At 55.5% G+C, this 25564-nt stretch carries 24 protein-coding genes; 16 read left to right on the forward strand and 8 right to left on the reverse strand.

Going from position 1 to position 25564, the window contains the following annotated elements; genetic code table 11:
• The first annotated feature begins 13 nt into the window (after window positions 1-13).
• Entirely contained in the window at window positions 14-289 is a 276-nt protein-coding gene (locus FHC49_RS22130; RefSeq protein ID WP_185669804.1) for a barstar family protein, read from the forward strand.
• Window positions 290-342: 53 nt separating this feature from the next.
• Here FHC49_RS22130 and yhcN (FHC49_RS22135) read toward each other — a convergent pair whose 3' ends face one another.
• The 3 genes from yhcN (FHC49_RS22135) to argR all read right to left on the reverse strand — a co-directional run bounded on the left by yhcN (FHC49_RS22135) (window position 343) and on the right by argR (window position 1820).
• The gene (gene yhcN, locus FHC49_RS22135) at window positions 343-609 is read right to left on the reverse strand and encodes a peroxide/acid stress response protein YhcN (RefSeq protein ID WP_185669805.1); all 267 of its coding nucleotides are present in this window, start codon (window positions 607-609) and stop codon (window positions 343-345) included.
• A gap of 100 nt (window positions 610-709) precedes the next feature.
• The gene (yhcN, locus tag FHC49_RS22140) at window positions 710-973 is read right to left on the reverse strand and encodes a peroxide/acid stress response protein YhcN (protein ID WP_185669806.1); all 264 of its coding nucleotides are present in this window, start codon (window positions 971-973) and stop codon (window positions 710-712) included.
• 376 nt (window positions 974-1349) lie between these two features.
• The gene (gene argR, locus FHC49_RS22145) at window positions 1350-1820 is read right to left on the reverse strand and encodes a transcriptional regulator ArgR (RefSeq protein ID WP_185669807.1); all 471 of its coding nucleotides are present in this window, start codon (window positions 1818-1820) and stop codon (window positions 1350-1352) included.
• A 455-nt stretch (window positions 1821-2275) separates the two neighbouring features.
• Between argR and mdh the strand changes: the two genes are divergently transcribed.
• From mdh to FHC49_RS22195, 10 genes are all read left to right on the forward strand, one after another.
• Complete coding sequence (mdh, locus tag FHC49_RS22150) at window positions 2276-3214, forward strand: malate dehydrogenase (protein ID WP_185669808.1); 939 nt, start codon at window positions 2276-2278, stop codon at window positions 3212-3214.
• Between the two features lie 121 nt (window positions 3215-3335).
• Window positions 3336-3965: a GntR family transcriptional regulator gene (locus FHC49_RS22155; RefSeq protein ID WP_185669809.1), complete on the forward strand. Its 630-nt coding sequence runs from the start codon at window positions 3336-3338 to the stop codon at window positions 3963-3965.
• Window positions 3952-4617: a GntR family transcriptional regulator gene (locus tag FHC49_RS22160; protein ID WP_185669810.1), complete on the forward strand. Its 666-nt coding sequence runs from the start codon at window positions 3952-3954 to the stop codon at window positions 4615-4617. Before FHC49_RS22155 ends, FHC49_RS22160 begins: the two co-directional genes overlap by 14 nt.
• A gap of 205 nt (window positions 4618-4822) precedes the next feature.
• Complete coding sequence (locus FHC49_RS22165) at window positions 4823-6091, forward strand: SLC13 family permease (RefSeq protein ID WP_185669811.1); 1269 nt, start codon at window positions 4823-4825, stop codon at window positions 6089-6091.
• A gap of 32 nt (window positions 6092-6123) precedes the next feature.
• Entirely contained in the window at window positions 6124-7023 is a 900-nt protein-coding gene (ttdA, locus tag FHC49_RS22170) for a L(+)-tartrate dehydratase subunit alpha (protein WP_185669812.1), read from the forward strand.
• Window positions 7023-7640: a L(+)-tartrate dehydratase subunit beta gene (gene ttdB / locus FHC49_RS22175; RefSeq protein ID WP_185669813.1), complete on the forward strand. Its 618-nt coding sequence runs from the start codon at window positions 7023-7025 to the stop codon at window positions 7638-7640. Before ttdA ends, ttdB begins: the two co-directional genes overlap by 1 nt.
• 137 nt (window positions 7641-7777) lie before the next feature.
• Window positions 7778-8017 carry an oxaloacetate decarboxylase subunit gamma gene (locus FHC49_RS22180; protein ID WP_220440873.1) on the forward strand — a complete coding sequence of 80 codons (240 nt, stop codon included), beginning with the start codon at window positions 7778-7780 and terminating at the stop codon, window positions 8015-8017.
• A gap of 15 nt (window positions 8018-8032) precedes the next feature.
• Complete coding sequence (gene oadA / locus FHC49_RS22185; RefSeq protein WP_220440874.1) at window positions 8033-9793, forward strand: sodium-extruding oxaloacetate decarboxylase subunit alpha; 1761 nt, start codon at window positions 8033-8035, stop codon at window positions 9791-9793.
• 12 nt (window positions 9794-9805) lie between these two features.
• The gene (locus FHC49_RS22190; protein WP_220440875.1) at window positions 9806-11107 is read left to right on the forward strand and encodes an oxalacetate decarboxylase subunit beta; all 1302 of its coding nucleotides are present in this window, start codon (window positions 9806-9808) and stop codon (window positions 11105-11107) included.
• A gap of 55 nt (window positions 11108-11162) precedes the next feature.
• Window positions 11163-11876: a hypothetical protein gene (locus FHC49_RS22195; protein ID WP_220440876.1), complete on the forward strand. Its 714-nt coding sequence runs from the start codon at window positions 11163-11165 to the stop codon at window positions 11874-11876.
• A 74-nt stretch (window positions 11877-11950) separates the two neighbouring features.
• On the opposite strand, the gene degS is transcribed toward FHC49_RS22195, so the two are convergent.
• From degS to zapG, 3 genes are all read right to left on the reverse strand, one after another.
• Entirely contained in the window at window positions 11951-13018 is a 1068-nt protein-coding gene (gene degS / locus FHC49_RS22200; RefSeq protein WP_185667781.1) for an outer membrane-stress sensor serine endopeptidase DegS, read from the reverse strand.
• A 91-nt stretch (window positions 13019-13109) separates the two neighbouring features.
• Window positions 13110-14486, reverse strand: coding sequence for a serine endoprotease DegQ (gene degQ, locus FHC49_RS22205; protein ID WP_185667782.1), 1377 nt, complete (start codon window positions 14484-14486; stop codon window positions 13110-13112).
• Window positions 14487-14624: 138 nt separating this feature from the next.
• On the reverse strand, window positions 14625-15023 hold the full coding sequence (zapG, locus tag FHC49_RS22210; RefSeq protein WP_035891191.1) for a Z-ring associated protein ZapG: 399 nt from the start codon (window positions 15021-15023) through the stop codon (window positions 14625-14627).
• A gap of 198 nt (window positions 15024-15221) precedes the next feature.
• On the opposite strand from zapG, the gene zapE reads away from it, so the two are divergent.
• The 5 genes from zapE (at window position 15222) to sspB (ending at window position 18922) form a co-directional block, all read left to right on the forward strand.
• Complete coding sequence (gene zapE, locus FHC49_RS22215; protein ID WP_185667783.1) at window positions 15222-16352, forward strand: cell division protein ZapE; 1131 nt, start codon at window positions 15222-15224, stop codon at window positions 16350-16352.
• A 290-nt stretch (window positions 16353-16642) separates the two neighbouring features.
• Window positions 16643-17071, forward strand: a complete 429-nt coding sequence (rplM, locus tag FHC49_RS22220) for a 50S ribosomal protein L13 (protein WP_185667784.1) — start codon at window positions 16643-16645, stop codon at window positions 17069-17071.
• A 15-nt stretch (window positions 17072-17086) separates the two neighbouring features.
• A complete protein-coding gene (gene rpsI / locus FHC49_RS22225; protein ID WP_000829818.1) occupies window positions 17087-17479 on the forward strand; it encodes a 30S ribosomal protein S9 in 393 nt (130 codons plus the stop codon).
• Between the two features lie 299 nt (window positions 17480-17778).
• The gene (sspA, locus tag FHC49_RS22230; RefSeq protein WP_185667785.1) at window positions 17779-18417 is read left to right on the forward strand and encodes a stringent starvation protein SspA; all 639 of its coding nucleotides are present in this window, start codon (window positions 17779-17781) and stop codon (window positions 18415-18417) included.
• A gap of 4 nt (window positions 18418-18421) precedes the next feature.
• The gene (gene sspB / locus FHC49_RS22235; RefSeq protein WP_185667786.1) at window positions 18422-18922 is read left to right on the forward strand and encodes a ClpXP protease specificity-enhancing factor; all 501 of its coding nucleotides are present in this window, start codon (window positions 18422-18424) and stop codon (window positions 18920-18922) included.
• A 266-nt stretch (window positions 18923-19188) separates the two neighbouring features.
• Here sspB and gltD read toward each other — a convergent pair whose 3' ends face one another.
• Together gltD and gltB are read right to left on the reverse strand one after the other, a co-directional pair.
• On the reverse strand, window positions 19189-20607 hold the full coding sequence (gltD, locus tag FHC49_RS22240; RefSeq protein WP_185667787.1) for a glutamate synthase subunit GltD: 1419 nt from the start codon (window positions 20605-20607) through the stop codon (window positions 19189-19191).
• A 9-nt stretch (window positions 20608-20616) separates the two neighbouring features.
• Window positions 20617-25077, reverse strand: coding sequence for a glutamate synthase large subunit (gltB, locus tag FHC49_RS22245; protein WP_220440877.1), 4461 nt, complete (start codon window positions 25075-25077; stop codon window positions 20617-20619).
• Between the last annotated feature and the right edge of the window lie 487 nt (window positions 25078-25564).

Here is a 25564-nt window from a genome sequence, read left to right on the forward strand (position 1 = left end):
GAGAGGGCGTAAGATGAAAATCTATACTTTTGATTTTGACGAGATAGAGGATCAGGGCGATTTTTATCGGGAGTTCGCCCGTCTTTTTGCCCTCGATCGTGAGTCGATTCGCGATCTGGACGCGCTCTGGAGCGTGGTGACCGGCAATGTAATACCGCTACCGCTGGAGATTGAATTCCTGCACATGGACGATAAGCAGCGACGACGCTACGGCGCGCTGATTCTGCTGTTTGATGAAGCGGAAGAAGAACTTGAAGGCATGCTGCGGTTTAACGTTCAGCGCGGATAAAAAAAGCCCTCGCCGAAAGGCGAGGGCAAGTCGTCGGACAAGACGACGAGGGTTTATTTGTACAGTTCAGCCGTAGCGTGCGAGCTGTCGCCGGAACGGGCTTCGATAATGCGGTAGCTGCTAGCGCCTTCTTTCTCTGCTTTTGCGGCTAACTGGCTACGCATATCCATTGGGTCGCTACCTATCTGTGAAACGGAAACGGTGCCGATGGACTGTAGGTTCTGTGCCTGATCTGCACTCACCTGATGTACTGCGGCGCTTGCGCCGAAAGAGAGTACGGATGCCAGACCAAGGGATGCGATGATAATTGCGCTTTTCATATACTTTACTCCTCACCTTATTTTGCAGCGGTGAGAGGATGCTGATGCTTATTCCTGGGACCGCTGGGGATATTTTTTTTCAATACCGACGTACTGCGTCTTATTTATACAGTTCAGCCGTTGCATGCCAGCGATCGCCAGTACGCGCTTCAATGATGCGGTAAGACGATGCACCTTGTTCTTCCGCTTTCTTGTTCAGCATCTCATGCATATCCATCGGGGTTGAACCGACGGAACCAATGGAAACGGTGCCGATTGACTGACGGGTTTGTGCCTGGTCGCTGTTGATAGAATCAGCGGCGAAAGCGCCAAACGAGATAACGGATAGGATGCTCAGAGCGGCAACGGTAGTTTTGATTTTCATGATACTCACCTCGTCGAATTTTTTTGGAAGGCCTTTGTTTTGTGACCCTCATCACGAAATTAAGTATACACTAATCACATGAAATATTAATACCCCGCTAATTGTTTCTCGTGTAATTACTTGTCAGGAATCGTCATTTTTAGAACATATACGTATAAAAAAACGCATATTTTGGCAAAGTTGTCGGCCAATAATGCGTAAAATCAAAAAGATAGGATAATTTGATGTTTTGTGCGCTTAAGTCGGGATATATTCACTGCATCTATGTGAATGCACAAAGAATCGCACTAAATGTTAACGGAACGGCAGTGAAAACGGCGGGGCGTTGGCGGGAAAACAGACTCCTCCGGAGGAACCAGAGGAGTATCGCGAGGGATTACAGTTCCTGTTCGAACAGAACCTGAATGGCCTCGTAGAGATCTTTAACAGTGAAACCCCGAGCAGGCGTGGTGAAGATCGTGTCATCGCCAGCAATGCTGCCGAGAATCCCTTCCGCTTTGCCCAGCGAATCCAGCAGACGTGCAATCAGCTGCGCTGCACCAGGGCTGGTATGAATGACGACGACGGCGTCGTTGTAGTCAATATCCAGAACCAGGTTCTTCAGTGGGCTGGAGGTGGTCGGCACGCCCAGCTCAGCCGGCAGGCAGTAAACCATTTCCATTTTGGCGTTGCGGGTACGCACTGCGCCAAACTTCGTCAGCATGCGGGAGACTTTGGACTGGTTGATATTATCGAAGCCTTCTTCCTGTAAGGCCTGAACAATTTCGCCCTGAGAGCTAAATTTTTCTTCCTTCAGTAATGCTTTAAAGGCTTTAACTAATTCTTCTTGTTTAGTGGAACTTCGCATAAGTCACCTGACTATGGTGGTGAAATTAACATTATTATGCATATAGGTGAATTTTTATGCAAAACAATTTATCCCAAGGGGCTAGGCCAAATAGAGAAAGGCGGGATTTTAGCAAAAATTAGACCTAAGAAACATGCCTATATCACGGGATCCAAATAAGTTAAAAGTAAATGAATTGTTATTAAATTGCTGTTGTTTTACGCAACATGCTGAGTGTATTGTAATCGATAGTTGATGAAAGTTTGGTTTCGTAGATAGACCTTTTTCTGGGAGTAGTGCGGTAACGCCAGCAATGCTGCTGGAGGCTCCGCATTCTGTAAGCAATTATATTGTAATTATTTACCTTGTGAATTAAGGTCGCCGCAACGGAGTAACAACAGGTATCTCTTGCGTCGGTTATGCGGTCCACGACAGGTTATTACCTGAATGTCATTAACCATAATAAGGAGTTTAGGATGAAAGTCGCAGTCCTTGGTGCCGCCGGCGGTATTGGCCAGGCGCTTGCCCTACTACTAAAGACCCAACTGCCTTCAGGTTCAGAACTCTCCCTCTATGATATTGCCCCCGTCACGCCTGGCGTGGCTGTCGATCTCAGCCATATTCCTACTGATGTGAACATCAAAGGTTTCTCCGGTGAAGATGCGACGCCTGCGCTGGTAGGGGCGGATGTTGTCCTGATCTCTGCCGGGGTAGCTCGTAAGCCCGGTATGGATCGCTCCGATCTGTTCAACGTTAACGCCGGGATTGTCAAAAACCTGGTGCAACAAATCGCAAAAACCGCGCCTAAAGCCTGCATTGGTATCATTACCAACCCGGTGAACACCACCGTGGCGATCGCCGCCGAGGTGCTGAAAAAGGCGGGCGTGTACGACAAAAATAAACTGTTCGGCGTGACCACGCTGGATATCATCCGCTCCAATACCTTCGTCGCTGAACTGAAAGGTAAAAAATGCGGCGACGTCGAAGTTCCGGTTATCGGCGGCCACTCCGGCGTCACGATTCTTCCTTTATTGTCGCAAATCCCAGGGGTCAGTTTCTCCGAGCAGGAGGTGAATGACCTGACCAAACGTATCCAGAATGCGGGTACCGAAGTGGTGGAAGCAAAAGCCGGCGGCGGGTCAGCCACGCTGTCCATGGGCCAGGCTGCAGCACGCTTTGGGCTGTCTCTGGTTCGCGCCTTGCAGGGCGAGAAAGGGGTGGTTGAGTGTGCCTATGTTGAAGGCGATGGCGAATACGCTCGTTTCTTCTCACAGCCGCTGCTGCTCGGCAAAAACGGGATTGAAGAACGTCAGTCTATTGGCAAACTGAGCGCTTACGAGCAGCAGGCGCTGGAAGGGATGCTGGATACGCTGAGAAAAGATATTCAGCTTGGCGAAGATTTTATTAATAAATAGTGTGTGATGCCGGAACGTTCGTTCCGGCTTCTTTCGGGCCGCGTGCCCGCAAACAGGTTGCTCGATCAAACGTTAAATCTGCTAAACTCCCCGCGTCTTATTGGTTATCAACGAGAACGTCGTGAAAAAGATCCAAAGAAAGCAAACTCGCGATCACATTACCCAAATGCTGCGCTATGAGATTCTCTCCGGCAATATTCGTGCAGGAGAAGAGCTGGCGCAGGAGAGTATTGCTGAGCAGTTGGGGCTTTCTCGCATGCCGGTTCGCGAGGCACTGCAGTCGCTTGAGCAAGAAGGATTTTTGATCCGTTTGCCCAATCGGCATATGCAGGTTGCCCATCTTGAGCCCGACCATGTCAGCCATATTTTTCGCGTTATTGCGGTGATGGCTGCAGAGTTGTTTACGCTTATTCCGTCAACGGCATCAGACGTGCTGAGCGCTCGCGCCCAGGCGCTGGCGAGCGGGCAAGACAAAACGCTTGAGCTTGAGTTTCACCTTGCGCTGATTGCTTATGTTAACAATCGCTATCTTGAGAAAGCCTATCAGCAGTTCCTGGATGGCTATATCTCCTATGTGATTCTACATCTGAAGGAAGAGTGCCAGGAGTCAGCGTTGCTGCTGATGGAACTCAGCGCGGCGATAGGCCGGGGCCAACACGACGAGATTGTGCAGGCTACGCAGCGTTATTTCCTCTCTTTAGCGGAAATAATGCGTCAACATATGAAGGATTGGGAAAGTGCAGAAGCCTAAATTAGGGAAAATTAAGCTTCTTTCAGCGAAAGAACAGGTAGCGGCGGTGCTGCGTAAGGCTATTCTGTCGCGGGAATTAGTAGAGGGTCAGGAGATTACCCTGGAAGGGATCGCTGGAATGGTAGGCGTATCCAGCATGCCAGTACGCGAAGCGTTTCAGATTCTGGCCGCCGATGGGTTAATTAAGGTTCGCCCTAATAAAGGCGCGGTGGTTTTAGGGATCAACGAGCAGACGATTCGCGAGCATTATGAGATCCGTGCTCTGCTTGAAAGCGAGGCCGTTGCTAAAGCCTCTCGCCCCGGAACCGATATTTCGCGTATTGCACAGGTGCATTATGCGGCAGAAAAGGCGCTGGCCGCCAATAATTCCGCTGAATACTCAGACCTGAACCAGGCATTTCACATGGAAATCTGGAATGCGGCAGGCAATGAAAAGATGAAAGTACTGCTTTGTAACATGTGGAATGGACTCTCAATGGGCCACAAGGTTACCGAAGAAGAGTATGCCGAAATTTCCATCCAGGAACATAAAAGTATTCTGCAAGCCCTTGAAATTCATGATGAGACGTTGGCCCGGCAGCGTATGCGCGCACACATTATCCGTTCTATGGAGAATATGTTGACGCGCTACGTTGAAGAGCCCACATCCTGATCTTCCCGCCTGCGTATCACCGCAGGCGATAGCCTTCTGACCCTAATTTCATCGTTGACCGTCAGGATCGTATGACGATCTTGACGCAGATCTCAATCCTGAAGCTTTCCTGAAAAACGAATTGACTTAGTTTTTGTATGGGAATAATTTTGCCTCGTCAATATTGGATACAATATCATATATCATTGATAGGATAATTATAAACATGGAACCTATTACCATCACCCTATGCTTACTGGTGTTTGCCATTGCAATGTTCGTTTGGGAAAAAGTGCCGCTTGCGGTCACCTCGATGATCGTCTGCGTGGCGCTTGTTCTCACCGGTGTCCTCGATCTGAAGCAGGCGTTTTCCGGCTTCATCGATACCAACGTCATCCTCTTTGTGGCGATGTTTATTGTCGGCGGCGCGCTGTTTGAAACCGGCATGGCAAACAAAGTCGGCGGCGTGATTACCTATTTTGCAAAAACGGAGAAGCAGCTGATCTTCACCATCATGGTGGTGGTTGGCGTGATGTCCGGTTTTCTCTCCAACACCGGCACTGCGGCGGTGCTGATTCCGGTTGTCATTGGCGTGGCGGCTAAATCGGGATTTACCCGCTCCCGCCTGCTGATGCCGCTGGTTTTTGCCGCCGCGCTGGGCGGTAACCTGTCGCTGATTGGCGCGCCGGGCAACCTGATTGCGCAGTCGGCGCTGCAGAATATTGGCAGCGGTTTTGGCTTCTTTGAGTACGCTAAAGTCGGTCTGCCGATGCTGGTTTGCGGCATGATTTACTTCCTGACTATTGGCTATAAATTCCTGCCAAATCATCCCAACAACGGCGAAGTTGGCAGCATTGGCGAGCAGCGTGATTACAGTCACGTGCCGCGCTGGAAGCAGATCCTGTCACTGGTGGTGCTGATCGCCACGATCCTCGGCATGATTTTCGAAAAACAGACCGGGATTAGCCTTGCGGTTGCCGGTTGTATCGGTGCACTGGTGCTGGTTGTTAGCGGTGTACTGACGGAAAAACAGGCCTATAAGGCGATTGATTCACAAACTATTTTCATCTTCGGTGGCACGCTGGCGCTGGCAAAAGCGCTGGAAATGACCGGGGCTGGCAAGCTGGTAGCGGACTACGTGATTGGCCTGCTTGGGGACAGTTCCTCACCGTTTATGCTGCTGGTCGTGGTGTTTGCTCTGTCGGTTATCATGACCAACTTTATGTCCAATACCGCAACCGTTGCGCTGTTGGTGCCGGTGAGTCTCTCCATCGCCGCAGGCATGGGTGCCGACCCGCGCGCCGTGCTGATGGCAACGGTTATCGGCAGTTCCTGCGCCTATGCCACACCTATCGGGATGCCCGCCAATATGATGGTGCTCTCCGCTGGCGGCTATAAGTTCGTCGATTACGCCAAAGCCGGTATCCCTCTCATCATCGTTTCCACCATTGTCAGCCTGATTCTGCTGCCAATCCTTTTCCCTTTTCACCCGTAATTTACGGACGCTGTTCTGACTAAGGAGTATTTATGAGCAAACGTGAGCAGATATCCCATATGACCGATGTTATGGCCAAATTTGTGGGATATACCGGTAAAGTCTTACCTGATGACGTCACGGTCAAACTGGAAGAATTACAGAAAAAAGAGACCAGTCAGCTGGCGAACGTCATCTTCACCACCATGTTCGATAACCAACGTCTGGCTAAGGAGTTAGATCGTCCTTCCTGCCAGGATACCGGCGTTATCCAGTTCCTCGTGGAGTGCGGTGCGAACTTTCCGCTGATCGGCGAGCTGGAGGCCTTGCTGCGTGAAGCGGTAATCCAGGCGACGGTTGACTCTCCGCTGCGCCATAACAGCGTTGAGACCTTTGACGAATACAACACCGGCAAAAACGTCGGTAAAGGCACGCCAACGGTGTTCTGGGAAATTGTTCCTGATTCTGACCAGTGCAGTATTCACACTTACATGGCGGGCGGCGGCTGCTCGCTGCCGGGGAAAGCGATGGTGCTGATGCCGGGAGCAGGCTACGAAGGGGTGACCCGTTTCGTGCTGGACGTGATGACCAGCTATGGCCTGAACGCCTGTCCGCCGCTGCTGGTGGGCGTTGGGGTGGCCACCTCTGTTGAGACGGCAGCGCTGCTGTCGAAAAAAGCGCTGATGCGTCCGGTTGGGTCGCGCAACGACAATGAACGAGCGGCTTCGCTGGAGAAAATGCTGGAAGACGGCATCAATAAGATTGGCCTTGGTCCGCAGGGCATGTCCGGTAATACCTCAGTCATGGGCGTCAATATTGAAAATACCGCTCGCCATCCTTCTACCATCGGCGTGGCGGTTAACGTCGGCTGCTGGTCGCACCGTAAAGGTCATATCGTTTTCGATAAAGATCTGAATTACACCATCACCTCTCACACAGGAGTGACTTTCTGATGACTAAAAAAATTCTCACCACGCCGATTAAAGATGAAGATTTAGCGGATATTAAGGCGGGCGATATTATTTACCTCAACGGTCATATTGTTACCTGTCGTGACGTGGCGCATCGCCGCTTAATTGAAGGCGGTCGCGAACTGCCGGTGAATATTGACGGCGGCGCAATTTTGCATGCTGGTCCGATTGTTCGGCCAATAAAAGGTTCTGACGATAAATTCGAAATGGTCTCCGTTGGCCCAACTACCAGTATGCGCATGGAGAAGTTTGAAAAAGAGTTTATTGCTAAAACCGGCGTGAAGTTAATTGTTGGCAAAGGCGGTATGGGCAAAGGCACTGAAGAGGGTTGCTCGGAGCATAAGGCGCTGCACTGCGTGTTCCCTGCGGGCTGTGCGGTGGTGGCGGCGGTCTGCGTTGAAGAGATTGAGGATGCGCAGTGGCGCGATCTCGGTATGCCGGAAACGCTGTGGGTTTGCCGGGTTAAAGAGTTCGGTCCGTTAATTGTTTCGATTGATACGCATGGTAATAACCTGTTCGAGCAGAACAAAGTTATTTTCAACCAGCGTAAAGAGATCGTCGCGGATGAAATTTGTCAGCACGTGAGTTTTATTAAATAAGCTAATTGCACGGTAATGGTTGCTGCTTCACATTTGAATAAATGAGGTTTCCGATCGGGGGCGATCCGGAAAATTCACTCTTATTATTCATCGCGTGGGCAGCGCCATTATTGTGCCTTCTTTTTGAAGGCCATTTTATGACTGCTGCCGTACTGCTGGGTGAAGGCTTCACCCTGATGTTCCTCGGGATGGGATTCGTGCTGGCGTTTCTGTTCCTGCTTATTTTCGCTATTCGCATGATGTCCACCGCCATCGCCCGTTTCTTCCCCGAGCCCGCCGCTACTCCCGCGCCGCGCGCCGTGCCCGCCGCGGATGACTTCACCCGCTTAAAGCCGGTGATTGCCGCGGCCATTCACCATCACCGTCTTAACGCTTAAATTCCGGAGGAAACCATGACTCTCGCTATTACCGATGTCGTCCTGCGCGACGCCCATCAGTCCCTGTTTGCCACCCGTCTGCGCCTTGATGACATGCTGCCCATTGCCGCTCAGCTTGATGACGTCGGCTACGGCTCGCTCGAATGCTGGGGCGGTGCCACCTTTGACGCCTGCATCCGCTTCCTCGGCGAAGACCCGTGGCTGCGCCTGCGCGAGCTGAAAAAAGCCATGCCGAAGACCCCGCTGCAGATGCTGCTGCGCGGGCAGAACCTGCTCGGCTACCGTCACTATGCCGACGATGTGGTCGAGCGCTTTGTCGAGCGGGCGGTGAAAAACGGCATGGACGTGTTCCGCGTTTTCGATGCCATGAACGACCCGCGCAATATGAAAGCCGCCCTGCAGGCGGTGCGCAGCCACGGCGCCCATGCCCAGGGCACGCTCTCCTACACCACCAGCCCGGTGCACACCCTGCAGACCTGGCTGGACCTGACCGAACAGCTGCTGGAAACCGGCGTTGACTCTATCGCCATCAAAGATATGTCCGGCATCCTGACCCCGATGGCGGCCTATGAGCTGGTCAGCGAAATCAAAAAACGCTACGACGTACGGCTGCATCTGCACTGCCACGCCACCACCGGGATGGCGGAGATGGCGCTGCTGAAAGCCATTGAAGCCGGCGTTGACGGTGTGGATACCGCCATCTCTTCGATGAGCGCCACCTACGGTCACCCGGCTACCGAAGCGCTGGTCGCCACGCTGGCCGGGACTGCCCATGACACCGGGCTCGACATTAACAAACTGGAAAATATCGCCGCCTATTTCCGCGAGGTGCGCAGGAAGTACCACGCCTTTGAAGGCCAGTTGAAAGGCTATGACAGCCGCATTCTGGTGGCGCAGGTGCCGGGCGGGATGCTGACCAACCTGGAAAGCCAGCTGAAGCAGCAGAACGCGGCGGACAAGCTTGACCTGGTGCTGGCGGAAATCCCCCGCGTGCGCGCAGACCTCGGCTTTATTCCACTGGTGACCCCGACCTCGCAGATTGTCGGCACCCAGGCGGTGCTCAACGTGCTGACCGGCGAGCGCTACAAAACCATCGCCAGAGAGACGGCGGGCATTCTGAAAGGCGAATATGGCCGCTCCCCGGCCCCGGTGAACGCCGCGCTGCAGGCGAAGGTGCTTGACGGCGCACAGGCCATCACCTGCCGCCCGGCGGACCTGCTGAAGCCGGAGCTGGCGGCGCTGGAAGCGGACATCACCCGTCAGGCGCAGGAAAAGGGCATCACCCTTGCAGAGAACGCCATCGACGACGTGCTGACCGTGGCGCTGTTCCCGCAGCCGGGCATGAAGTTCCTCGAAAACCGCCACAACCCGGCGGCGTTTGAACCGCTGCCGCAGGCAGAGAGCACGAAGCCCGCCTCGGCAGAAAAACCGGCCTCCGCCGGTATCTACACCGTGGAAGTGGAAGGCAAAGCCTTTGTGGTGAAAGTCAGCGACGGCGGCGATATCAGCCAGGTGACAACCACGACCGCCGCGCCGGTTGCGGCCCCGGCTCCGGCGGGCGCAGGCACCCCGGTTGCCGCTCCGCTGGCAGGCAACATCTGGAAAGTGGTGGCGACCGAAGGCCAGCACGTGGCGGAAGGCGACGTGCTGCTGATTCTGGAAGCGATGAAGATGGAAACCGACATCCGCGCCGCGCAGGCCGGAACGGTGCGTGGCATCGCGGTGAAAGCCGGGGATGCGGTCGCGGTCGGCGACACCCTGATGACGCTGGCATAACGGAGAGGACGAATGGAAAGTCTGAACGCCCTGTTCCAGGGCATGGGGCTGATGCACCTTGGCGCCGGCCAGGCCATCATGCTGCTGGTCAGCCTGCTGCTGCTGTGGCTGGCGATTGCGAAGAAGTTTGAGCCGCTGCTGCTGCTGCCGATTGGCTTCGGCGGCCTGCTCTCCAACATCCCGGAAGCGGGTATGGCGCTGACCGCGCTGGAGAGCCTGCTGGCCCATCACGATGCCGGACAGCTGGCGGTGATTGCCGCGAAGCTCCACTGCGCGGCGGACGTACACGCCATTAAAGAGGCGTTAGCGCTGGCGCTGCCGTCGGTGCAGGGCCAGATGGAGAATCTGGCGGTGGACATGGGCTACACGCCGGGCGTGCTGGCGCTGTTCTACAAAGTGGCGATTGGATCCGGCGTGGCGCCGCTGGTTATCTTTATGGGCGTGGGCGCGATGACCGACTTCGGCCCGCTGCTGGCGAACCCGCGCACCCTGCTGCTTGGCGCGGCGGCGCAGTTCGGCATCTTCGCCACCGTGCTGGGCGCGCTGACGCTGAACTACTTCGGCGTCATCCCCTTCACCCTGCCGCAGGCGGCGGCGATTGGCATCATCGGCGGCGCGGACGGCCCGACGGCAATTTACCTCTCCAGCAAGCTGGCCCCGGAACTGCTGGGGGCGATTGCGGTGGCGGCCTACTCGTATATGGCGCTGGTGCCGCTGATTCAGCCGCCGATTATGAAGCTGCTGACCAGCGAGACGGAGCGGAAAATCCGTATGGTGCAGCTGCGTACGGTCAGCAAGCGGGAGAAAATCCTCTTCCCGGTGGTGCTGTTGCTGCTGGTGGCGCTGCTGCTGCCGGACGCGGCACCGCTGCTGGGGATGTTCTGCTTCGGCAACCTGATGCGTGAAAGCGGGGTGGTGGAGCGTCTGAGCGATACGGTGCAGAACGGGCTGATTAATATCGTGACGATATTCCTCGGGCTGTCGGTGGGCGCGAAGCTGGTGGCGGATAAGTTCCTGCAGCCGCAGACGCTGGGCATTCTGCTGCTGGGGGTGATTGCGTTTGGCATCGGGACGGCGGCTGGTGTGTTGATGGCGAAGCTGATGAACCTGTTCAGCACCAACAAAATCAACCCGCTTATCGGCTCGGCGGGGGTCTCGGCGGTGCCGATGGCGGCGCGCGTGTCGAACAAGGTGGGGCTGGAGTCGGACGCGCAGAACTTCCTGCTGATGCACGCCATGGGGCCGAACGTGGCCGGGGTGATTGGCTCGGCGATAGCCGCAGGCGTGATGCTGAAGTACGTGATGGCGATGTAATTCGTCATTCTCAGGAGCGGGGTTTCTCGCTCCTGCAAACAATGAGGGATCGATAATGAGTGAGATGATTGCCGTTCGTCAGGCTATGTCAGTACCGTCAAAAGAGACCGTCATGCGCTACGTCGCAGAAGCCCTCGGTCATATCACCACGCTGGAACCATCATTACATTTGCTGCCCTGGGCAGGTGACAACCACCCTGACAGCCCGGCGCTGTTCGCGCAATGCTATGACGCCGGGCTTCGCGCGGCAAACCAGCGCACCCCGCTGACCAGGGACGCTATTCCGCAGGCGCTGAGGCAGTCGGAAGCCGCGTGGGTGCAAGGTATTGGACTATTATGCCTGGCCGCGGGTTATATGTGTGCGCACAAGCAGCCGCTGACGCATAACCGCTTGTGCGACCTGGTTAAGACATTCGCAGTGGAATTTCCCCATTGGGATGATGAACCGCTAAGTGGATTTGCCACGGTGCGCGGCATCGCTTTGCCTGTTTTCCGGCGTCTGCAGCGCGATGGTCATACCCCGCACGTCATCCTGCTACAGACGTTGCTGCATCTGGTGGCCTGGCGCAGCGGTTCGCCGTACGCCAGACAGCAAGCTCAGCGGCTGCTTTGGCTGGGCGGTGTGCTGGGGGAGGAAGGCGAGTTGAATCTGATGGTGCTGGATAAGGAGTTGCGGGAATATCCGGTAGAAGAGGAACGTCTACCTGCACTGCTGATCTTCACGGATTTTCTGGCGCATTTCCCGGCGGGGCCGATTTTTGTTGATTAAGTGTCGTGGCGCTAGCGCCGAAACCGGGTGTTCCCCGGAGTCGGTGCTTTGCGCCTCGTCCGGGCTACAACCTATTAGTTCGACGCCGGATATTCCTGAATCGTCACCTGCATTGTCAGCTTTTTATCTTCACGCATTACCACTACTGGGATCACTGAACCTGGGCGGATCTCCGCGACCTGGTCCATGGTTTCCAGCGCGGAAACCGCCGGTTTACCGTTCACTGAGATAATCACGTCGTTGTTCTGAATGCCTGCCTGCGCGGCCGGGCCGTCCGGGGCGATTTCGTTAACCACAATCCCCTGAATCTGATCGATAGCGCCGCCCTGCGCGCGCAGCGGCGCAATTTCACGACCGCTAATGCCGATAAAGCCGCGGATCACGCGACCGTCACGGATGAGCTTATCCATAATTTTGGTCGCTAGCTGGAATGGGATCGCAAAGCTCAGCCCTTCTGGTGTCTCGCCGTCGTTGCTCTTATCGAAAGAGAGGGTGTTGATACCCATCAGTTCGCCCAGCGAGTTCACCAGCGCGCCGCCGGAGTTACCGTGGTTGATGGAGGCATCGGTTTGCAGGAAGTTCTGTCGGCCGCTTGGGTTCAGGCCGATACGACCGGTGGCGCTGATAATCCCCTGGGTGATGGTCTGACCGAGGTTATACGGGTTGCCGATAGCCAGCACCACGTCGCCGATGTGCGGTACGCGGGTGGGATTAATCGGAATCACCGGCAGGCCGCCGGTGGCGTTAATTTTGAGTACCGCGAGGTCGGTCAGGCTATCGGAGCCAACGAGCAGTGCTTCAAACACCCGGCCGTCCTGCAGGGCGACGATAATCTGGTCCGCATCGTTGATCACATGCTTGTTGGTAATGATGTACCCGCGCTGATCCATAATCACGCCGGAGCCGAGCGTTTTAATCTCCAGCTGGCTGTGGGTGCTGCTGTTCAGGCTGCGGTTATAGACGTTAACTACCGCAGGCGCGGCGCGGCGCACCGCCTGATTATAGCTGGCAGGGGTTTCGTCCGTGCTGCTAAAGCGCTGAGTGGCTAACGGATTCCACTGGCGCAAAGAGGGAACGGTCACAATCAATATGCCGCCAACCAGTAAACCTAGTGCGACGGAACGTAAGAGCTTTAGAAGCATGATACAAGCATCATCGTTGATGAGAAAACTGGGCGAAGCATACCACGAGTTTACCGGACATACATTGCATGCTATGTCCGGTTTCCGAGGATTAGCGCATAAGCAGGTAGATGCTCTCGTTACCGCGCATAACGTTGAGTGCAATCACCGCGGGTTTGGTTTCCAGCACCTTACGCAGCTCGGCAATCGATTCGGTCTGCTGGCGGTTCATGCCGATAATGACATCATCTTTATGCAAACCTACCTGAGCGGCCGGACTGCCTTTCTCGACGTTGGAAATCACTACCCCTTTGGTGCCGCTTTTCGCCTGACCATCGCTCAGGGTTGCCCCTTCCAGCGCTGGGATAATTAGCTGTGCGCTGGCGGTGGATGAGGTGCTCTTATCCAGCGTGACTTCAACTTCCAGTGGTTTGCCGTCGCGCAACAGGCCCAGCTTCACTTTCGAACCTGGTTCGGTCGTGGCAATGCGGGAACGCAGTTCGGCGAAGCTATTCAGCGGTTTACCGTTCAGGCTGGTGATCACGTCACCGGACTTAATCCCGGCTTTGGCTGAGCCTGAGTTTGGCAGCACTTCGCTGACGAAAGCGCCACGCTGCACGTCAAGATTAAACGCTTTCGCGATGTCGGCGGTCATTTCCATCCCGCGGATGCCGAGCAGGCCGCGTTTGATTTCACCAAACTGAATCAGCTGCTGCGCCAGGGTTTGCGCCATATTGCTCGGGATGGCAAAGCCGATGCCGATGCTGCCGCCGCCGGGAGCCAGAATGGCGGTGTTGATGCCAATCAGCTCGCCGTTGAGGTTGAGCAGCGCGCCGCCGGAGTTACCGCGGTTAATGGCGGCATCGGTTTGAATAAAGTTTTCCAGCCCTTCAAGATTCAGGCCGCTGCGGCCCAGCGCCGAGACAATCCCGGAGGTTACGGTCTGACCGAGACCAAACGGGTTACCGACCGCGACGGCGAAATCGCCCACGCGCAGCTTGTCGGAGTCGGCGATGGCGATTTGCGTCAGGTGGCTGGCTTTCTGGATTTGCAGCAGGGCGATGTCGCTTTGATCGTCGCTGCCGATAAGCTTGGCTTCAAATTCGCGGCCATCGTTAAGCTGGACGCTGATCTTCTGGGCGTCGCTCACCACATGGTTGTTGGTCAGCACATAGCCTTTGATGGCATCGATGATGACCCCGGAGCCCAGCCCTTCAAACTGCTGTGTGGGTTCATTTGCCGGGTTACTGCCGTCATCGCCAAAGAATTTCTTCAGCTCATCCGGAACCTGCTGATTCACCGGCGCGGTGCCCTCTACCTTCACGCTCACCACGGCGGGCAGCACTTTCTCCAGCATCGGCGCGAGGCTCGGCAGAGTACCCTGGCCTGGAACCTGCGTCGGCAGCGAGGCCAGTACCGGAGCCGGTACGGCGAGTGATAACCCGATGCTTAACGCCAGTGCACTTAACAGTAAAGTCGATTTCTTCATTGATGCTGGCCCTCATGACCCTGTATGCAAGGACAATACTTCCCGAAAAGACTGATGTTATTGAAGTAAATATAGTCGGCGTGAGCAGAAGAGGACGGGCGCAAATGATGCGCCCGTGAAATATTTATGGAATGCAGATTAATCGCGTTTTGCGCTTCCGCGCAGCAGGCCGGATGCGCCATCAGAATAGTCGCGCGGCATCTGAACCGGCGCCTGGTCGTTACCCGCTTCGGATTCGGCCAGACGGTTACGGAACGGGTTGGCATCTGGAGACATGCCCGGCAGCAGGTTGCTGGAGCTTTTCGCCATGTGCTGATAAATCTGGCGGTAGTCGTCTGCCATGTTATCAAGCAGTTCCGCGCTGCGGGCAAAATGGCTGACCAGCTCTTCGCGATACTCTTCCAGCTCGGCTTTGTTTTTCTCCAGCTCGTACTGCAGCGCCTGCTGCTGACGTAATTTGCTATTACCAAAACGCATGGCCACGGCACCGATGATGATACCGACAACTAACCCAATTAGCGCGTATTCCCAGGTCATGAACATCTCCCGTTGTTTTATAGTTCCATAGGGTATTGGCAGCTTCGGCAGCTCCATGCCAGCGCCCGATAGTGCCACTATAACCGCTAATCCCGTAGAAGTGGAATCCTGACGCATCATCGCGTAGTGTAGAACGGACTTTTTTTAGTCAATCGTGAAGTAAGACATACCGGTTTTCAAAGGAATAACAATTAGATCATGCAAAGCCAGTCCCCCACATCGCGCTATCTTCAGGCTCTTGAAGAGGGCAGTCATCAACCCGATGACGTTCAGCGTGAGGCGGTTAACCGCCTCGACACTATTTACCAGGAACTGCAAAACAAAACGCCCGCACCTGCACCTGCCTCCGGCGGTGGCCTGCGCGCGCGCTTTGGCAAGCTGCTGGGTAAGAAAGAAGCCGACACCCCGCCTGCGGTGCGCGGCCTTTATATGTGGGGCGGCGTAGGGCGCGGCAAGACCTGGCTGATGGATATGTTCTATCAGAGCCTGCCGGGCACGCGTAAACAGCGTCTGCACTTCCACCGCTTTATGCTGCGGGTGCACGAAGAACTGGGCGAATTGCAAGGGCACAGCGACCCGCTGGAAATCGTCGCCGAACGGTTTAAAGCGGAAACTGACGTGCTGTGCTTCGATGAGTTTTTTGTTTCCGATATCACCGATGCCATGCTGCTTGGCGGCCTGATGAAGGCGCTGTTTGCCCGCGGTATTACGCTGGTGGCAACCTCCAACATTCCGCCGGATGAGCTCTACCGCAACGGCCTGCAGCGTGCGCGCTTCCTGCCGGCAATTGAGGCGATTAAAGAACACTGCGATATCATGAACGTTGATGCGGGAATCGATTATCGTCTGCGAACGTTAACGCAGGCGCATCTGTGGCTATCACCGCTGAATGCCGATACGCGTCAGCAGATGAACAAGTTGTGGCTGGCGCTGGCGGGTACCGCGCAGCAGAACCAGACGACGCTGGAGATTAACCACCGTCAGTTGCCGACGCTGGGCGTTGAGAACCAGACGCTGGCGGTGTCGTTCACCACGCTGTGCGTCGATGCGCGCAGCCAGCACGACTATATCGCGCTCTCACGCCTGTTCCACACCGTGATGCTCTACGACGTGCCGGTGATGACGCCGCTGCTGGAGAGCGAGGCCCGCCGCTTTATCGCGCTGGTGGATGAGTTCTATGAACGCCACGTGAAACTGGTGGTCAGCGCCGAGGTGGAGCTTTACAACATCTATCAGGGCGAGCGCTTGAAGTTTGAGTTCCAGCGCTGCCTGTCGCGTTTACAGGAGATGCAGAGCGAAGAGTACCTGAAGCGCCCGCACATGCCATAAATGCTACCCTCTCCCCGTGGGAGAGGGGCTGGGGGTGAGGGCATCAGGCCGCATATCCCCAAACCCCGAAAAACCCGCGTCAAATCTCATAAAGGGGTCGATCTTTGACCCCGACTTCTCTATAATCTTGCGACCCCACGTTACAAGAGAGTTTTTTTCCCAAAACTTTCTCTGCGCCGGCATAGGCTATTCGAAGGGGTAGGTTTGCTGGACAATGTCGTGTGAACCTCAACTGACAAAACGTTTGGGTGTTCACCAACGTGTAACTAATTTATTTGGGTAAGCTTTTAATGAAAACTTTTACAGCTAAACCAGAAACCGTAAAACGCGACTGGTATGTTGTTGACGCGACCGGTAAAACTCTGGGCCGTCTGGCTTCCGAACTGGCTCTGCGCCTGCGCGGTAAGCACAAAGCGGAATACACTCCGCACGTAGATACTGGTGATTACATCATCGTTCTGAACGCTGATAAAGTTGCTGTAACCGGCAACAAGCGTACTGACAAAGTGTACTATCGTCACACTGGCTACGTCGGTGGTCTTAAAGAAGCGACCTTTGAAGAGATGATTGCTCGCCATCCTGAGCGTGTGATTGAAATCGCGGTTAAAGGCATGCTGCCAAAAGGCCCGCTGGGTCGTGCAATGTTCCGTAAACTGAAAGTTTACGCGGGTAACGAGCACAACCACGCGGCACAGCAACCGCAAGTTCTTGACATCTAATCGGGATTATAGGCAATGGCTGAAAATCAATACTACGGCACTGGTCGCCGCAAAAGTTCCGCAGCTCGCGTTTTCATCAAACCGGGCAACGGCAAAATCGTTATCAACCAACGTTCTCTGGAACAGTACTTCGGTCGTGAAACTGCCCGCATGGTAGTTCGTCAGCCGCTGGAACTGGTCGACATGGTTGAGAAACTGGATCTGTACATCACTGTTAAAGGTGGTGGTATCTCTGGTCAGGCTGGTGCGATCCGTCACGGTATCACCCGCGCTCTGATGGAGTACGATGAGTCCCTGCGTTCCGAACTGCGTAAAGCTGGCTTCGTTACTCGTGATGCTCGTCAGGTTGAACGTAAGAAAGTCGGCCTGCGTAAAGCACGTCGTCGTCCTCAGTTCTCCAAGCGTTAATTTGTTTCTGCTTCGGCAGACAACAATTGGCGAAAAAAACCCGCTCCGGCGGGTTTTTTTATGCCCGCAATTCGATGGCCGCTGGGCTCTTTTTCCGCTTTTCCGGAATCCCCTCACCACAAGCCGTTCAAAATCTGGTAGACTATCATCCAATTTTCTGCCCAAATGCGCGCGATTGTTCATTTTTTGTTTAATTCGTGAACGAGAATGTTGTTCAGCGTGCAGATAGGGCTAATCATCTGGCTAGCCGCCGTTGTGGCTGGTAGCAGTAAAAATTCTGAATATACCTGGAGGTTTTCATGGCTGTCGCTGCCAACAAACGTTCGGTAATGACGCTGTTTTCTGGTCCTACTGACATCTATAGCCATCAGGTCCGCATCGTGCTGGCTGAGAAAGGCGTCAGCTTCGAGATAGAGCACGTGGAAAAGGACAATCCACCGCAGGATCTGATTGACCTCAACCCGAATCAAAGCGTACCGACACTGGTGGATCGTGAACTGACTCTGTGGGAGTCACGCATCATTATGGAATACCTGGATGAGCGTTTCCCTCATCCGCCGCTGATGCCTGTTTACCCGGTCGCACGTGGTGAAAGCCGCCTGTACATGCACCGCATCGAGAAAGACTGGTACTCATTGATGAACACGGTGATGAACGGCTCCGCTGCTCAGGCAGACGCTGCGCGTAAACAGCTGCGTGAAGAGCTGCTGGCTATTGCGCCGGTCTTTACCCAGAAGCCGTTCTTCCTGAGCGATGAGTTCAGCATCGTCGATTGCTACCTGGCTCCACTGCTGTGGCGTCTGCCGGTAATGGGCATCGAGCTTGTTGGTGCGGGTGCGAAAGAGCTGAAAGGCTATATGACTCGTGTCTTCGAACGTGACTCTTTCCTCGCGTCCTTAACGGAAGCCGAGCGCGAAATGCGCCTTGGCCGGGGTTAATTGAATGGAAGTATCACAGCTTTCCCCACGCCGTCCGTACCTGCTGCGTGCGTTCTACGAGTGGCTGCTGGATAACCAGCTGACGCCACATCTGGTGGTCGATGTCATGATGCCAGGCGTGAACGTACCAATGGAATACGCGCGTGATGGGCAGATCGTGTTGAACATCGCGCCGCGCGCGGTGGGCAACCTTGAGCTGGCCAACGATGAAGTGCGCTTTAACGCGCGCTTTGGCGGCGTACCGCGTCAGGTTAACGTGCCGCTGGCCGCCGTGCTGGCTATCTATGCCCGTGAGAACGGCGCCGGAACCATGTTTGAACCTGAAACTGCATACGATGAAAATGCAGAAAGCTTCAATGATGATGAAGACGTGGATAACGGTGGAAGCGAAACGGTGATGTCAGTGATTGATGGCGATAAGCCCGATATCAGCGATGACAACGACCCGGATGATACGCCACCGCCGCCTCGCGGTGGGCGCCCAGCGCTCCGCGTAGTGAAGTAAGATGAAAACAGGCCCTTTGGGGCCTGTTTTGTTATGTAGGTTTTATTGGGTACTGTTAGCGCATATAGGCTCTCCCGGAAGGGGATATTCCAGCGAGCGTTATAGAGGTATGAATTGTTAAGATTCACCAGACAGCGTCTGCTGAATGTCATGGTGCCGGAAGTTTTGCGAGCTGCTTTCAAAGAATGCGTAGACAAGTATTTAGCAGGGAAATACAGGCTCCCCATCCATAAGCGTAACGCTTTGGCAGGGGAGCCGGAACGGTTTTACACTTCCAGGTAGTTCATAATCCCGTCAGCCGCTTTACGACCTTCAGCAATCGCGGTGACCACCAGATCCGAGCCGCGCACGATGTCACCACCGGCGAAGATTTTCGGGTTGCTGGTCTGGAAGGCGTTATCAATACCTTCAGGCGCAATGACGCGGCCCTGCGAGTCCAGCTCAACGCTGTGCTTCGCCAGCCATTCCATGCTGTGCGGACGGAAGCCAAACGCCATCACCACGGCATCGGCTGGCACCACGTGCTCGGAACCGGCGACGATCTCCGCGCGACGGCGGCCTTTCGCATCCGGCTGGCCCATCTCGGTACGCGCCATTTTCACGCCGCAGACCTTGCCGTTGGCATTCACTTCCACGCCCAGCGGCTGGACGTTGAACTGGAATTCCACGCCTTCTTCACGCGCGTTTTTCACTTCGCGTTTGGAGCCAGGCATGTTCTCTTCGTCACGACGGTAGGCACAGGTTACGTGCGTTGCGCCCTGACGAATGGAGGTGCGTACGCAGTCCATCGCGGTGTCACCACCACCGAGTACCACCACGCGCTTGCCTTCCATGCTGACGTACGGCTCTTCGGCGGTTTCGCCGAAGCCCATAATCTGCTTGGTGTTGGCAATCAGGAACGGCAGGGCATCGAATACGCCGGAAGCATCTTCGTTCTCCAGGCCGCCGCGCATGGACTGATAGGTGCCCACGCCGAGGAAGACGGCATCGTAATCCTTCAGCAGGTCATCCAGTTGGACGTCGCGGCCCACTTCAACGTTGAGTTTGAACTCAATCCCCATGCCGGTGAAGATCTCACGGCGGCGGGTCATCACCTCTTTTTCCAGCTTGAAGGCCGGGATACCGAAGGTCAGCAGACCACCGATTTCAGGGTGACGGTCAAAGACCACGGCTTTCACACCGTTACGGGTCAGCACATCAGCACACGCCAGGCCCGCCGGGCCAGCGCCGATGATAGCGACTTTCTTGTCGGTCTGCTTCACACCGGTCATATCCGGACGCCAGCCCATCTCGAACGCTTTATCGTTGATATAGCGTTCGATGTTGCCGATGGTGACCGCGCCAAACTCGTCGTTCAGCGTACAGGAACCTTCGCACAGACGGTCCTGTGGGCAAACGCGCCCGCAGACTTCTGGCAGGGTGTTGGTCTGGTGTGACAGCTCGGCGGCTTCAAAAATACGCCCCTCGTTGGCCAGCTTCAGCCAGTTAGGGATGTAGTTATGTACCGGACATTTCCACTCGCAGTAAGGGTTACCGCAGGACAGGCAGCGGTCTGCCTGTGCTTTGGCCTGGCCTTCGGAAAACGGCTCGTAGATCTCAATAAACTCGATCTTGCGGATCTTCAGCGGTTTCTTTGGCGGATCAACGCGCTGCAGGTCGATAAATTGATAAACGTTCTGACTCATGATGACCTCTTACTGCGCCTGCACACGCAGCTCAGCTGCGCTACGACTACGGTGACCCAACAGGGCTTTCACATCACTGGACTTCGGCTTAACCAGCGCGAACTTCGCGGAGTAAGTCTCCCAGTGCGCCAGGATCTCTTCGCCGCGGGAAGAACCGGTCAGCTGCACGTGCTCGGTAATCAGACCGCGCAGATGCTCTTCGTGAATCGCCAGCGTGTCGACATCCAGCACTTCCACCAGTTCCGGGTTCACGCGCTTGCGGAAATCACCGTCTTCATCCAGTACGTAGGCGAAGCCGCCCGTCATACCGGCACCGAAGTTAACGCCCGTTTTGCCCAGCACGCAGACGATACCGCCGGTCATATATTCACAACCGTTGTCACCGATACCTTCTACGACGGTAATCGCCCCGGAGTTACGCACACCGAAACGTTCACCGGCGCGGCCAGCAGCGTACAGACGACCACCGGTCGCGCCGTACAGACAGGTGTTGCCGATGATGCTCGCTTCATGGCTGCGGAAGGATGAACCGACCGGAGGACGAATCGCCAGCAGACCGCCCGCCATGCCTTTACCGACGTAGTCGTTAGCATCGCCGGTCAGGTACAGCTCAACGCCGCCTGCGTTCCACACGCCGAAGCTCTGGCCCGCGGTACCGCTGAAGTGCGCTTTAATCGGGTCTGCCGCCAGACCCTGGTCGCCGTGGGTCTGGGCAATATAGCCAGACAGCGATGCGCCAACGGAACGGTCGGTGTTGCGGATATCAAACCAGAAGGTTTTGCTCTGGCGCTCATCCACAAACGGTTTTGCCTGCTGCAGCAACTGCGCGTTCAGCACGCCGTTATCAAACGGCGGGTTGTTCTCGGTGCAGTACAGCGCTTTGCCAGGATGTGGCTCAGCGGTTTCCAGCAGACGAGACAGCTCCAGCTTCTGCTGCTTGGCGGTGAAGCCATCCAGCTCTTTAAGCAGGTCGGTGCGGCCAATCAGGTCAACGAGGCGGGTTACGCCCAGTTCAGCCATCAGCTCGCGCACTTCACGGGCGATAAATTCAAAGTAGTTGGTCACTTTGAACGGCAGGCCGTGATAGTGGTTCTTACGCAGTTTCTCATCCTGAGTTGCTACGCCGGTTGCGCAGTTGTTCAGGTGGCAAATACGCAGATATTTACAGCCCAGCGCGACCATTGGCCCGGTACCGAAGCCGAAGCTTTCAGCGCCGAGGATGGCCGCTTTAATGATATCGACGCCCGTTTTCAGGCCGCCGTCCACCTGCAGACGAATCTTGTGACGCAGGCCGTTAGCGACCAACGCCTGCTGCGTTTCGACCAGACCCAGTTCCCACGGGCAGCCTGCGTACTTCACGGAGGAGAGCGGGCTTGCACCGGTACCGCCGTCGTAGCCGGCGATGGTGATAAGGTCGGCATAGGCTTTTGCCACGCCGGTTGCGATAGTGCCCACGCCTGGTTCGGAAACCAGTTTCACGGAGATCATCGCTTTCGGGTTGACCTGTTTCAGGTCGAAAATCAGCTGCGCCAGATCCTCGATAGAGTAAATATCGTGGTGTGGCGGTGGCGAAATCAGCGTGACGCCCGGTACGGAGTAGCGCAGTTTGGCGATGTACGGGGTGACTTTATCACCCGGCAGCTGGCCGCCTTCACCTGGCTTCGCGCCCTGGGCAACTTTAATCTGAATCACGTCGGCGTTAACCAGGTACGCTGGCGTCACGCCAAAGCGACCGGAAGCCACCTGCTTGATGCGTGACACTTTGTTGGTGCCGTAACGCGCCGGGTCTTCGCCGCCTTCGCCGGAGTTTGAGTTGCCGCCGATGCTGTTCATTGCTTCGGCCAGCGCTTCGTGTGCTTCCGGGCTCAGTGCACCGATAGACATCGCAGCGGTATCGAAACGCTTGAACAGGTCGCTTGCTGGCTCAACGTCGGCCAGGTTGACGGTTTCGCCGTTCGGGCTAATCGCCAGCAGGTCGCGCAGCGTTGCTGCAGGGCGGTTGTTGACCAGCTCTGCATATTCTTTGTAATCGCTATATTCGCCGCTCTGTACCGCCTGTTGCAGGGTGCGTACCACGTCCGGGTTGTAGGCGTGGTATTCGCCACCGTGAACGTATTTCAGCAGGCCGCCCTGTTCCAGCGGTTTACGCGCCAGCCAGGCACGCTTCGACAGGTTCAGCAAATCTTGCTGGAAGTCGTCGAACGACGCGCCGCCGATGCGGCTCACCACGCCCTGGAAGCAGTTATCGACCACATCATCGTGCAGGCCAACTGCTTCAAACAGCTTGGAGCAACGGTAAGACGCGATGGTCGAGATGCCCATTTTGGACATGATCTTGTACAGGCCTTTGTTGATGCCGTTACGGTAGTTCAGCATCACCGTGCGGTAGTCTTTCTCGATAGCATGGGTATCGATGAGACGGCCCAGGGTTTCATACGCCAGGTACGGGTAGATAGCCGTGGCGCCAAAGCCGAGCAGCACCGCAAAGTGGTGCGGGTCACGGGCGCTCGCGGTTTCGACGATGATGTTGGCATCGCAGCGCAGGCTCTTATCAACCAGACGGGTCTGGATAGCGCCCACTGCCATCGGTGCCGGTACCGGCAGACGATTTTTAGCGATATTACGGTCAGAGAGCACCAGCAGTACGGTACCGTTACGGACCATCTGCTCGGCTTTATCGCACAGCGCTTTCACCGTCTCTTCGAGGTTGGTTTCCGTCACATCGAAGGTGATATCCAGCGTGTCGGCGCGGTAGTGCTCCTCTTTCATCGTGGTGAGCTGATTGAAATCGGAGTACAGCAGAATCGGTGATTTGAAGCTCAGGCGGTGCGCCTGGCCTTCCGCTTCGCAGAAGACGTTCATCTCGCGACCGATGCTGGTCGCCAGCGACATCACGTGTGCTTCACGCAGCGGGTCGATTGGCGGGTTGGTCACCTGCGCAAACTGCTGGCGGAAGTAGTCGTAAATGATACGCGGCTGGCTGGAGAGCACGGCGAACGGGGTATCGTCACCCATTGAGCCGACCGCTTCCTGGCCGTTTTCACCGAGTACGCGGATAACGGAATCCAGCTCTTCGGCGCTGTAGTTAAACTGTTTCTGGTAGCTGGCGAGGGTATCGTCGTCCAGCTCGCGGCTGCCAACGCGGTCGTCCGCCAGATCTTCGAACGGCACCAGGCGGCGAACGTTCTTCTCCATCCACTCTTTGTACGGGTGGCGGCTTTTCAGATCGTTGTCGGTTTCGGCCGAGTGCAGAATGCGGCCGCTGCGGGTGTCGATAACCATCAGCTCGCCCGGGCCTACGCGGCCTTTTTCAACCACTTCGTCAGGCTGGTAATCCCAGATACCGACTTCAGAGGCGCAGGTGATGAGCTTGTCTTTGGTGATGACGTAGCGCGCGGGACGCAGACCGTTACGGTCGAGGTTACAGGCGGCGTAGCGACCGTCAGACATGACGATACCTGCCGGGCCGTCCCACGGCTCCATGTGCATGGAGTTAAAGTCGAAGAACGAACGCAGATCCGGGTCCATATCCGGGTTGTTCTGCCAGGCCGGTGGCACCAGCAGACGCATGGCGCGGATGATGTCCATCCCGCCCGCCAGCAGCAGCTCAAGCATGTTATCCATGGAGCTGGAGTCGGAGCCAGTTTCGTTAACGAACGGTGCAGCGTCGTGCAGATCCGGGATCAGCGGGGTCTGGAACTTATAGGTACGCGCGCGCGCCCACTGTCGGTTACCGGTGATGGTGTTGATTTCGCCGTTGTGCGCCAGATAGCGGAACGGCTGAGCCAGCGGCCAGCGTGGCACGGTGTTAGTGGAGAAGCGCTGGTGGAACAGGCAGATGGCTGATTCCAGGCGCAGGTCCGCGAGGTCCAGGTAGAAGCGCGGCAAATCCGCCGGCATACACAGACCTTTATAGATGTTTACCAGATTCGACAGGCTACAAACGTAGAAGTCTTTATCTTCCTGGAGGCGTTTTTCGATACGGCGACGCGCGATAAACAGGCGGCGCTCCATATCGCGTGGACGCCAGCCCGCAGGGGCGTTAACAAAAATTTGTTCGATGCGAGGCAGAGAGGAGAGGGCGATCTCACCCAGCACGCCTTCATTGGTTGGCACATCCCGCCAGCCGACGATAGACAGGGTTTCACGCTGCAGTTCTTCTTCTACAACACGGCGAGATGCCGCAGCCCGTTCAGGATCCTTATTCAGGAACAGCATCCCAACGGCATAGTTTTTCGCTAAACGCCAGCCGCGCTCTTCGGCGACGATGCGAAAGAAACGGTCAGGTTTTTGCAGCAGCAGGCCACAACCGTCACCGGTTTTACCGTCGGCGAGAATGGCGCCACGGTGCTGCATTCGGGCCAGTGCGTGTATCGCGGTACGCACTACCTTGTGGCTAGGTTCGCCTTCTATGTGGGCGATCAGGCCGAAACCACAGTTATCCCTCTCAAGGGATTTATCGTACAACATATCAGTGAACCTCCCCAGGCTCTACGGGACGCCCCCTTAATCGATTGCGCGCAAGGCACAGCAAGAGCATGGCGACGGGGTATGGCATTCATCTGCCTAACCTCGCATTCGCCCTCTTTTATCCTTTTCGCGTAGGTCGCACAAGTTTGAGGACTTGCTTAAGAGGGAATCTCAATTACTGCATAAATATGATGAGCAGACTGCTCATCCAGAAAGCTTCCAGCGGATTCCCAACTTATCGGGAATCGATACATAGGTCAAATGGCAATCTTATTTATACAGAAATGTGCTATAGAGCAATTAACGTAATGATATATAAGAAAAAACTGTCATTTTTGGCTGGCGTTAAGCGTGCTGAATGGGATTAGCTAGTGTGATCTGTCTCACTATCTGAAAGCGCTGTTTTAATCGTCATGCACTGTTTATATCACGATAAGTAGCATTTAATGCTGGCATGGAGTGTGGGGGTATAGGATCACTCTGTTTT

Source organism: Kluyvera sp. EC_51 (assembly GCF_019584505.1).
Classification (GTDB): Bacteria; Pseudomonadota; Gammaproteobacteria; order Enterobacterales; family Enterobacteriaceae; genus Kluyvera; species Kluyvera sichuanensis.

What these genes read in the sequence shown, in the direction of transcription:
- FHC49_RS22130 (WP_185669804.1), top strand. Translation starts at nt 14, where the DNA reads ATGAAAATCTATACTTTTGATTTTGACGAGATAGAGGATCAGGGCGAT.
- yhcN (WP_185669805.1), bottom strand. Translation starts at nt 609, where the DNA reads ATGAAAAGCGCAATTATCATCGCATCCCTTGGTCTGGCATCCGTACTC.
- yhcN (WP_185669806.1), bottom strand. Translation starts at nt 973, where the DNA reads ATGAAAATCAAAACTACCGTTGCCGCTCTGAGCATCCTATCCGTTATC.
- argR (WP_185669807.1), bottom strand. Translation starts at nt 1,820, where the DNA reads ATGCGAAGTTCCACTAAACAAGAAGAATTAGTTAAAGCCTTTAAAGCA.
- mdh (WP_185669808.1), top strand. Translation starts at nt 2,276, where the DNA reads ATGAAAGTCGCAGTCCTTGGTGCCGCCGGCGGTATTGGCCAGGCGCTT.
- FHC49_RS22165 (WP_185669811.1), top strand. Translation starts at nt 4,823, where the DNA reads ATGGAACCTATTACCATCACCCTATGCTTACTGGTGTTTGCCATTGCA.
- ttdA (WP_185669812.1), top strand. Translation starts at nt 6,124, where the DNA reads ATGAGCAAACGTGAGCAGATATCCCATATGACCGATGTTATGGCCAAA.
- ttdB (WP_185669813.1), top strand. Translation starts at nt 7,023, where the DNA reads ATGACTAAAAAAATTCTCACCACGCCGATTAAAGATGAAGATTTAGCG.
- FHC49_RS22180 (WP_220440873.1), top strand. Translation starts at nt 7,778, where the DNA reads ATGACTGCTGCCGTACTGCTGGGTGAAGGCTTCACCCTGATGTTCCTC.
- oadA (WP_220440874.1), top strand. Translation starts at nt 8,033, where the DNA reads ATGACTCTCGCTATTACCGATGTCGTCCTGCGCGACGCCCATCAGTCC.
- FHC49_RS22190 (WP_220440875.1), top strand. Translation starts at nt 9,806, where the DNA reads ATGGAAAGTCTGAACGCCCTGTTCCAGGGCATGGGGCTGATGCACCTT.
- FHC49_RS22195 (WP_220440876.1), top strand. Translation starts at nt 11,163, where the DNA reads ATGAGTGAGATGATTGCCGTTCGTCAGGCTATGTCAGTACCGTCAAAA.
- degS (WP_185667781.1), bottom strand. Translation starts at nt 13,018, where the DNA reads ATGCTTCTAAAGCTCTTACGTTCCGTCGCACTAGGTTTACTGGTTGGC.
- degQ (WP_185667782.1), bottom strand. Translation starts at nt 14,486, where the DNA reads ATGAAGAAATCGACTTTACTGTTAAGTGCACTGGCGTTAAGCATCGGG.
- zapG (WP_035891191.1), bottom strand. Translation starts at nt 15,023, where the DNA reads ATGACCTGGGAATACGCGCTAATTGGGTTAGTTGTCGGTATCATCATC.
- zapE (WP_185667783.1), top strand. Translation starts at nt 15,222, where the DNA reads ATGCAAAGCCAGTCCCCCACATCGCGCTATCTTCAGGCTCTTGAAGAG.
- rplM (WP_185667784.1), top strand. Translation starts at nt 16,643, where the DNA reads ATGAAAACTTTTACAGCTAAACCAGAAACCGTAAAACGCGACTGGTAT.
- rpsI (WP_000829818.1), top strand. Translation starts at nt 17,087, where the DNA reads ATGGCTGAAAATCAATACTACGGCACTGGTCGCCGCAAAAGTTCCGCA.
- sspA (WP_185667785.1), top strand. Translation starts at nt 17,779, where the DNA reads ATGGCTGTCGCTGCCAACAAACGTTCGGTAATGACGCTGTTTTCTGGT.
- sspB (WP_185667786.1), top strand. Translation starts at nt 18,422, where the DNA reads ATGGAAGTATCACAGCTTTCCCCACGCCGTCCGTACCTGCTGCGTGCG.
- gltD (WP_185667787.1), bottom strand. Translation starts at nt 20,607, where the DNA reads ATGAGTCAGAACGTTTATCAATTTATCGACCTGCAGCGCGTTGATCCG.
- gltB (WP_220440877.1), bottom strand. Translation starts at nt 25,077, where the DNA reads ATGTTGTACGATAAATCCCTTGAGAGGGATAACTGTGGTTTCGGCCTG.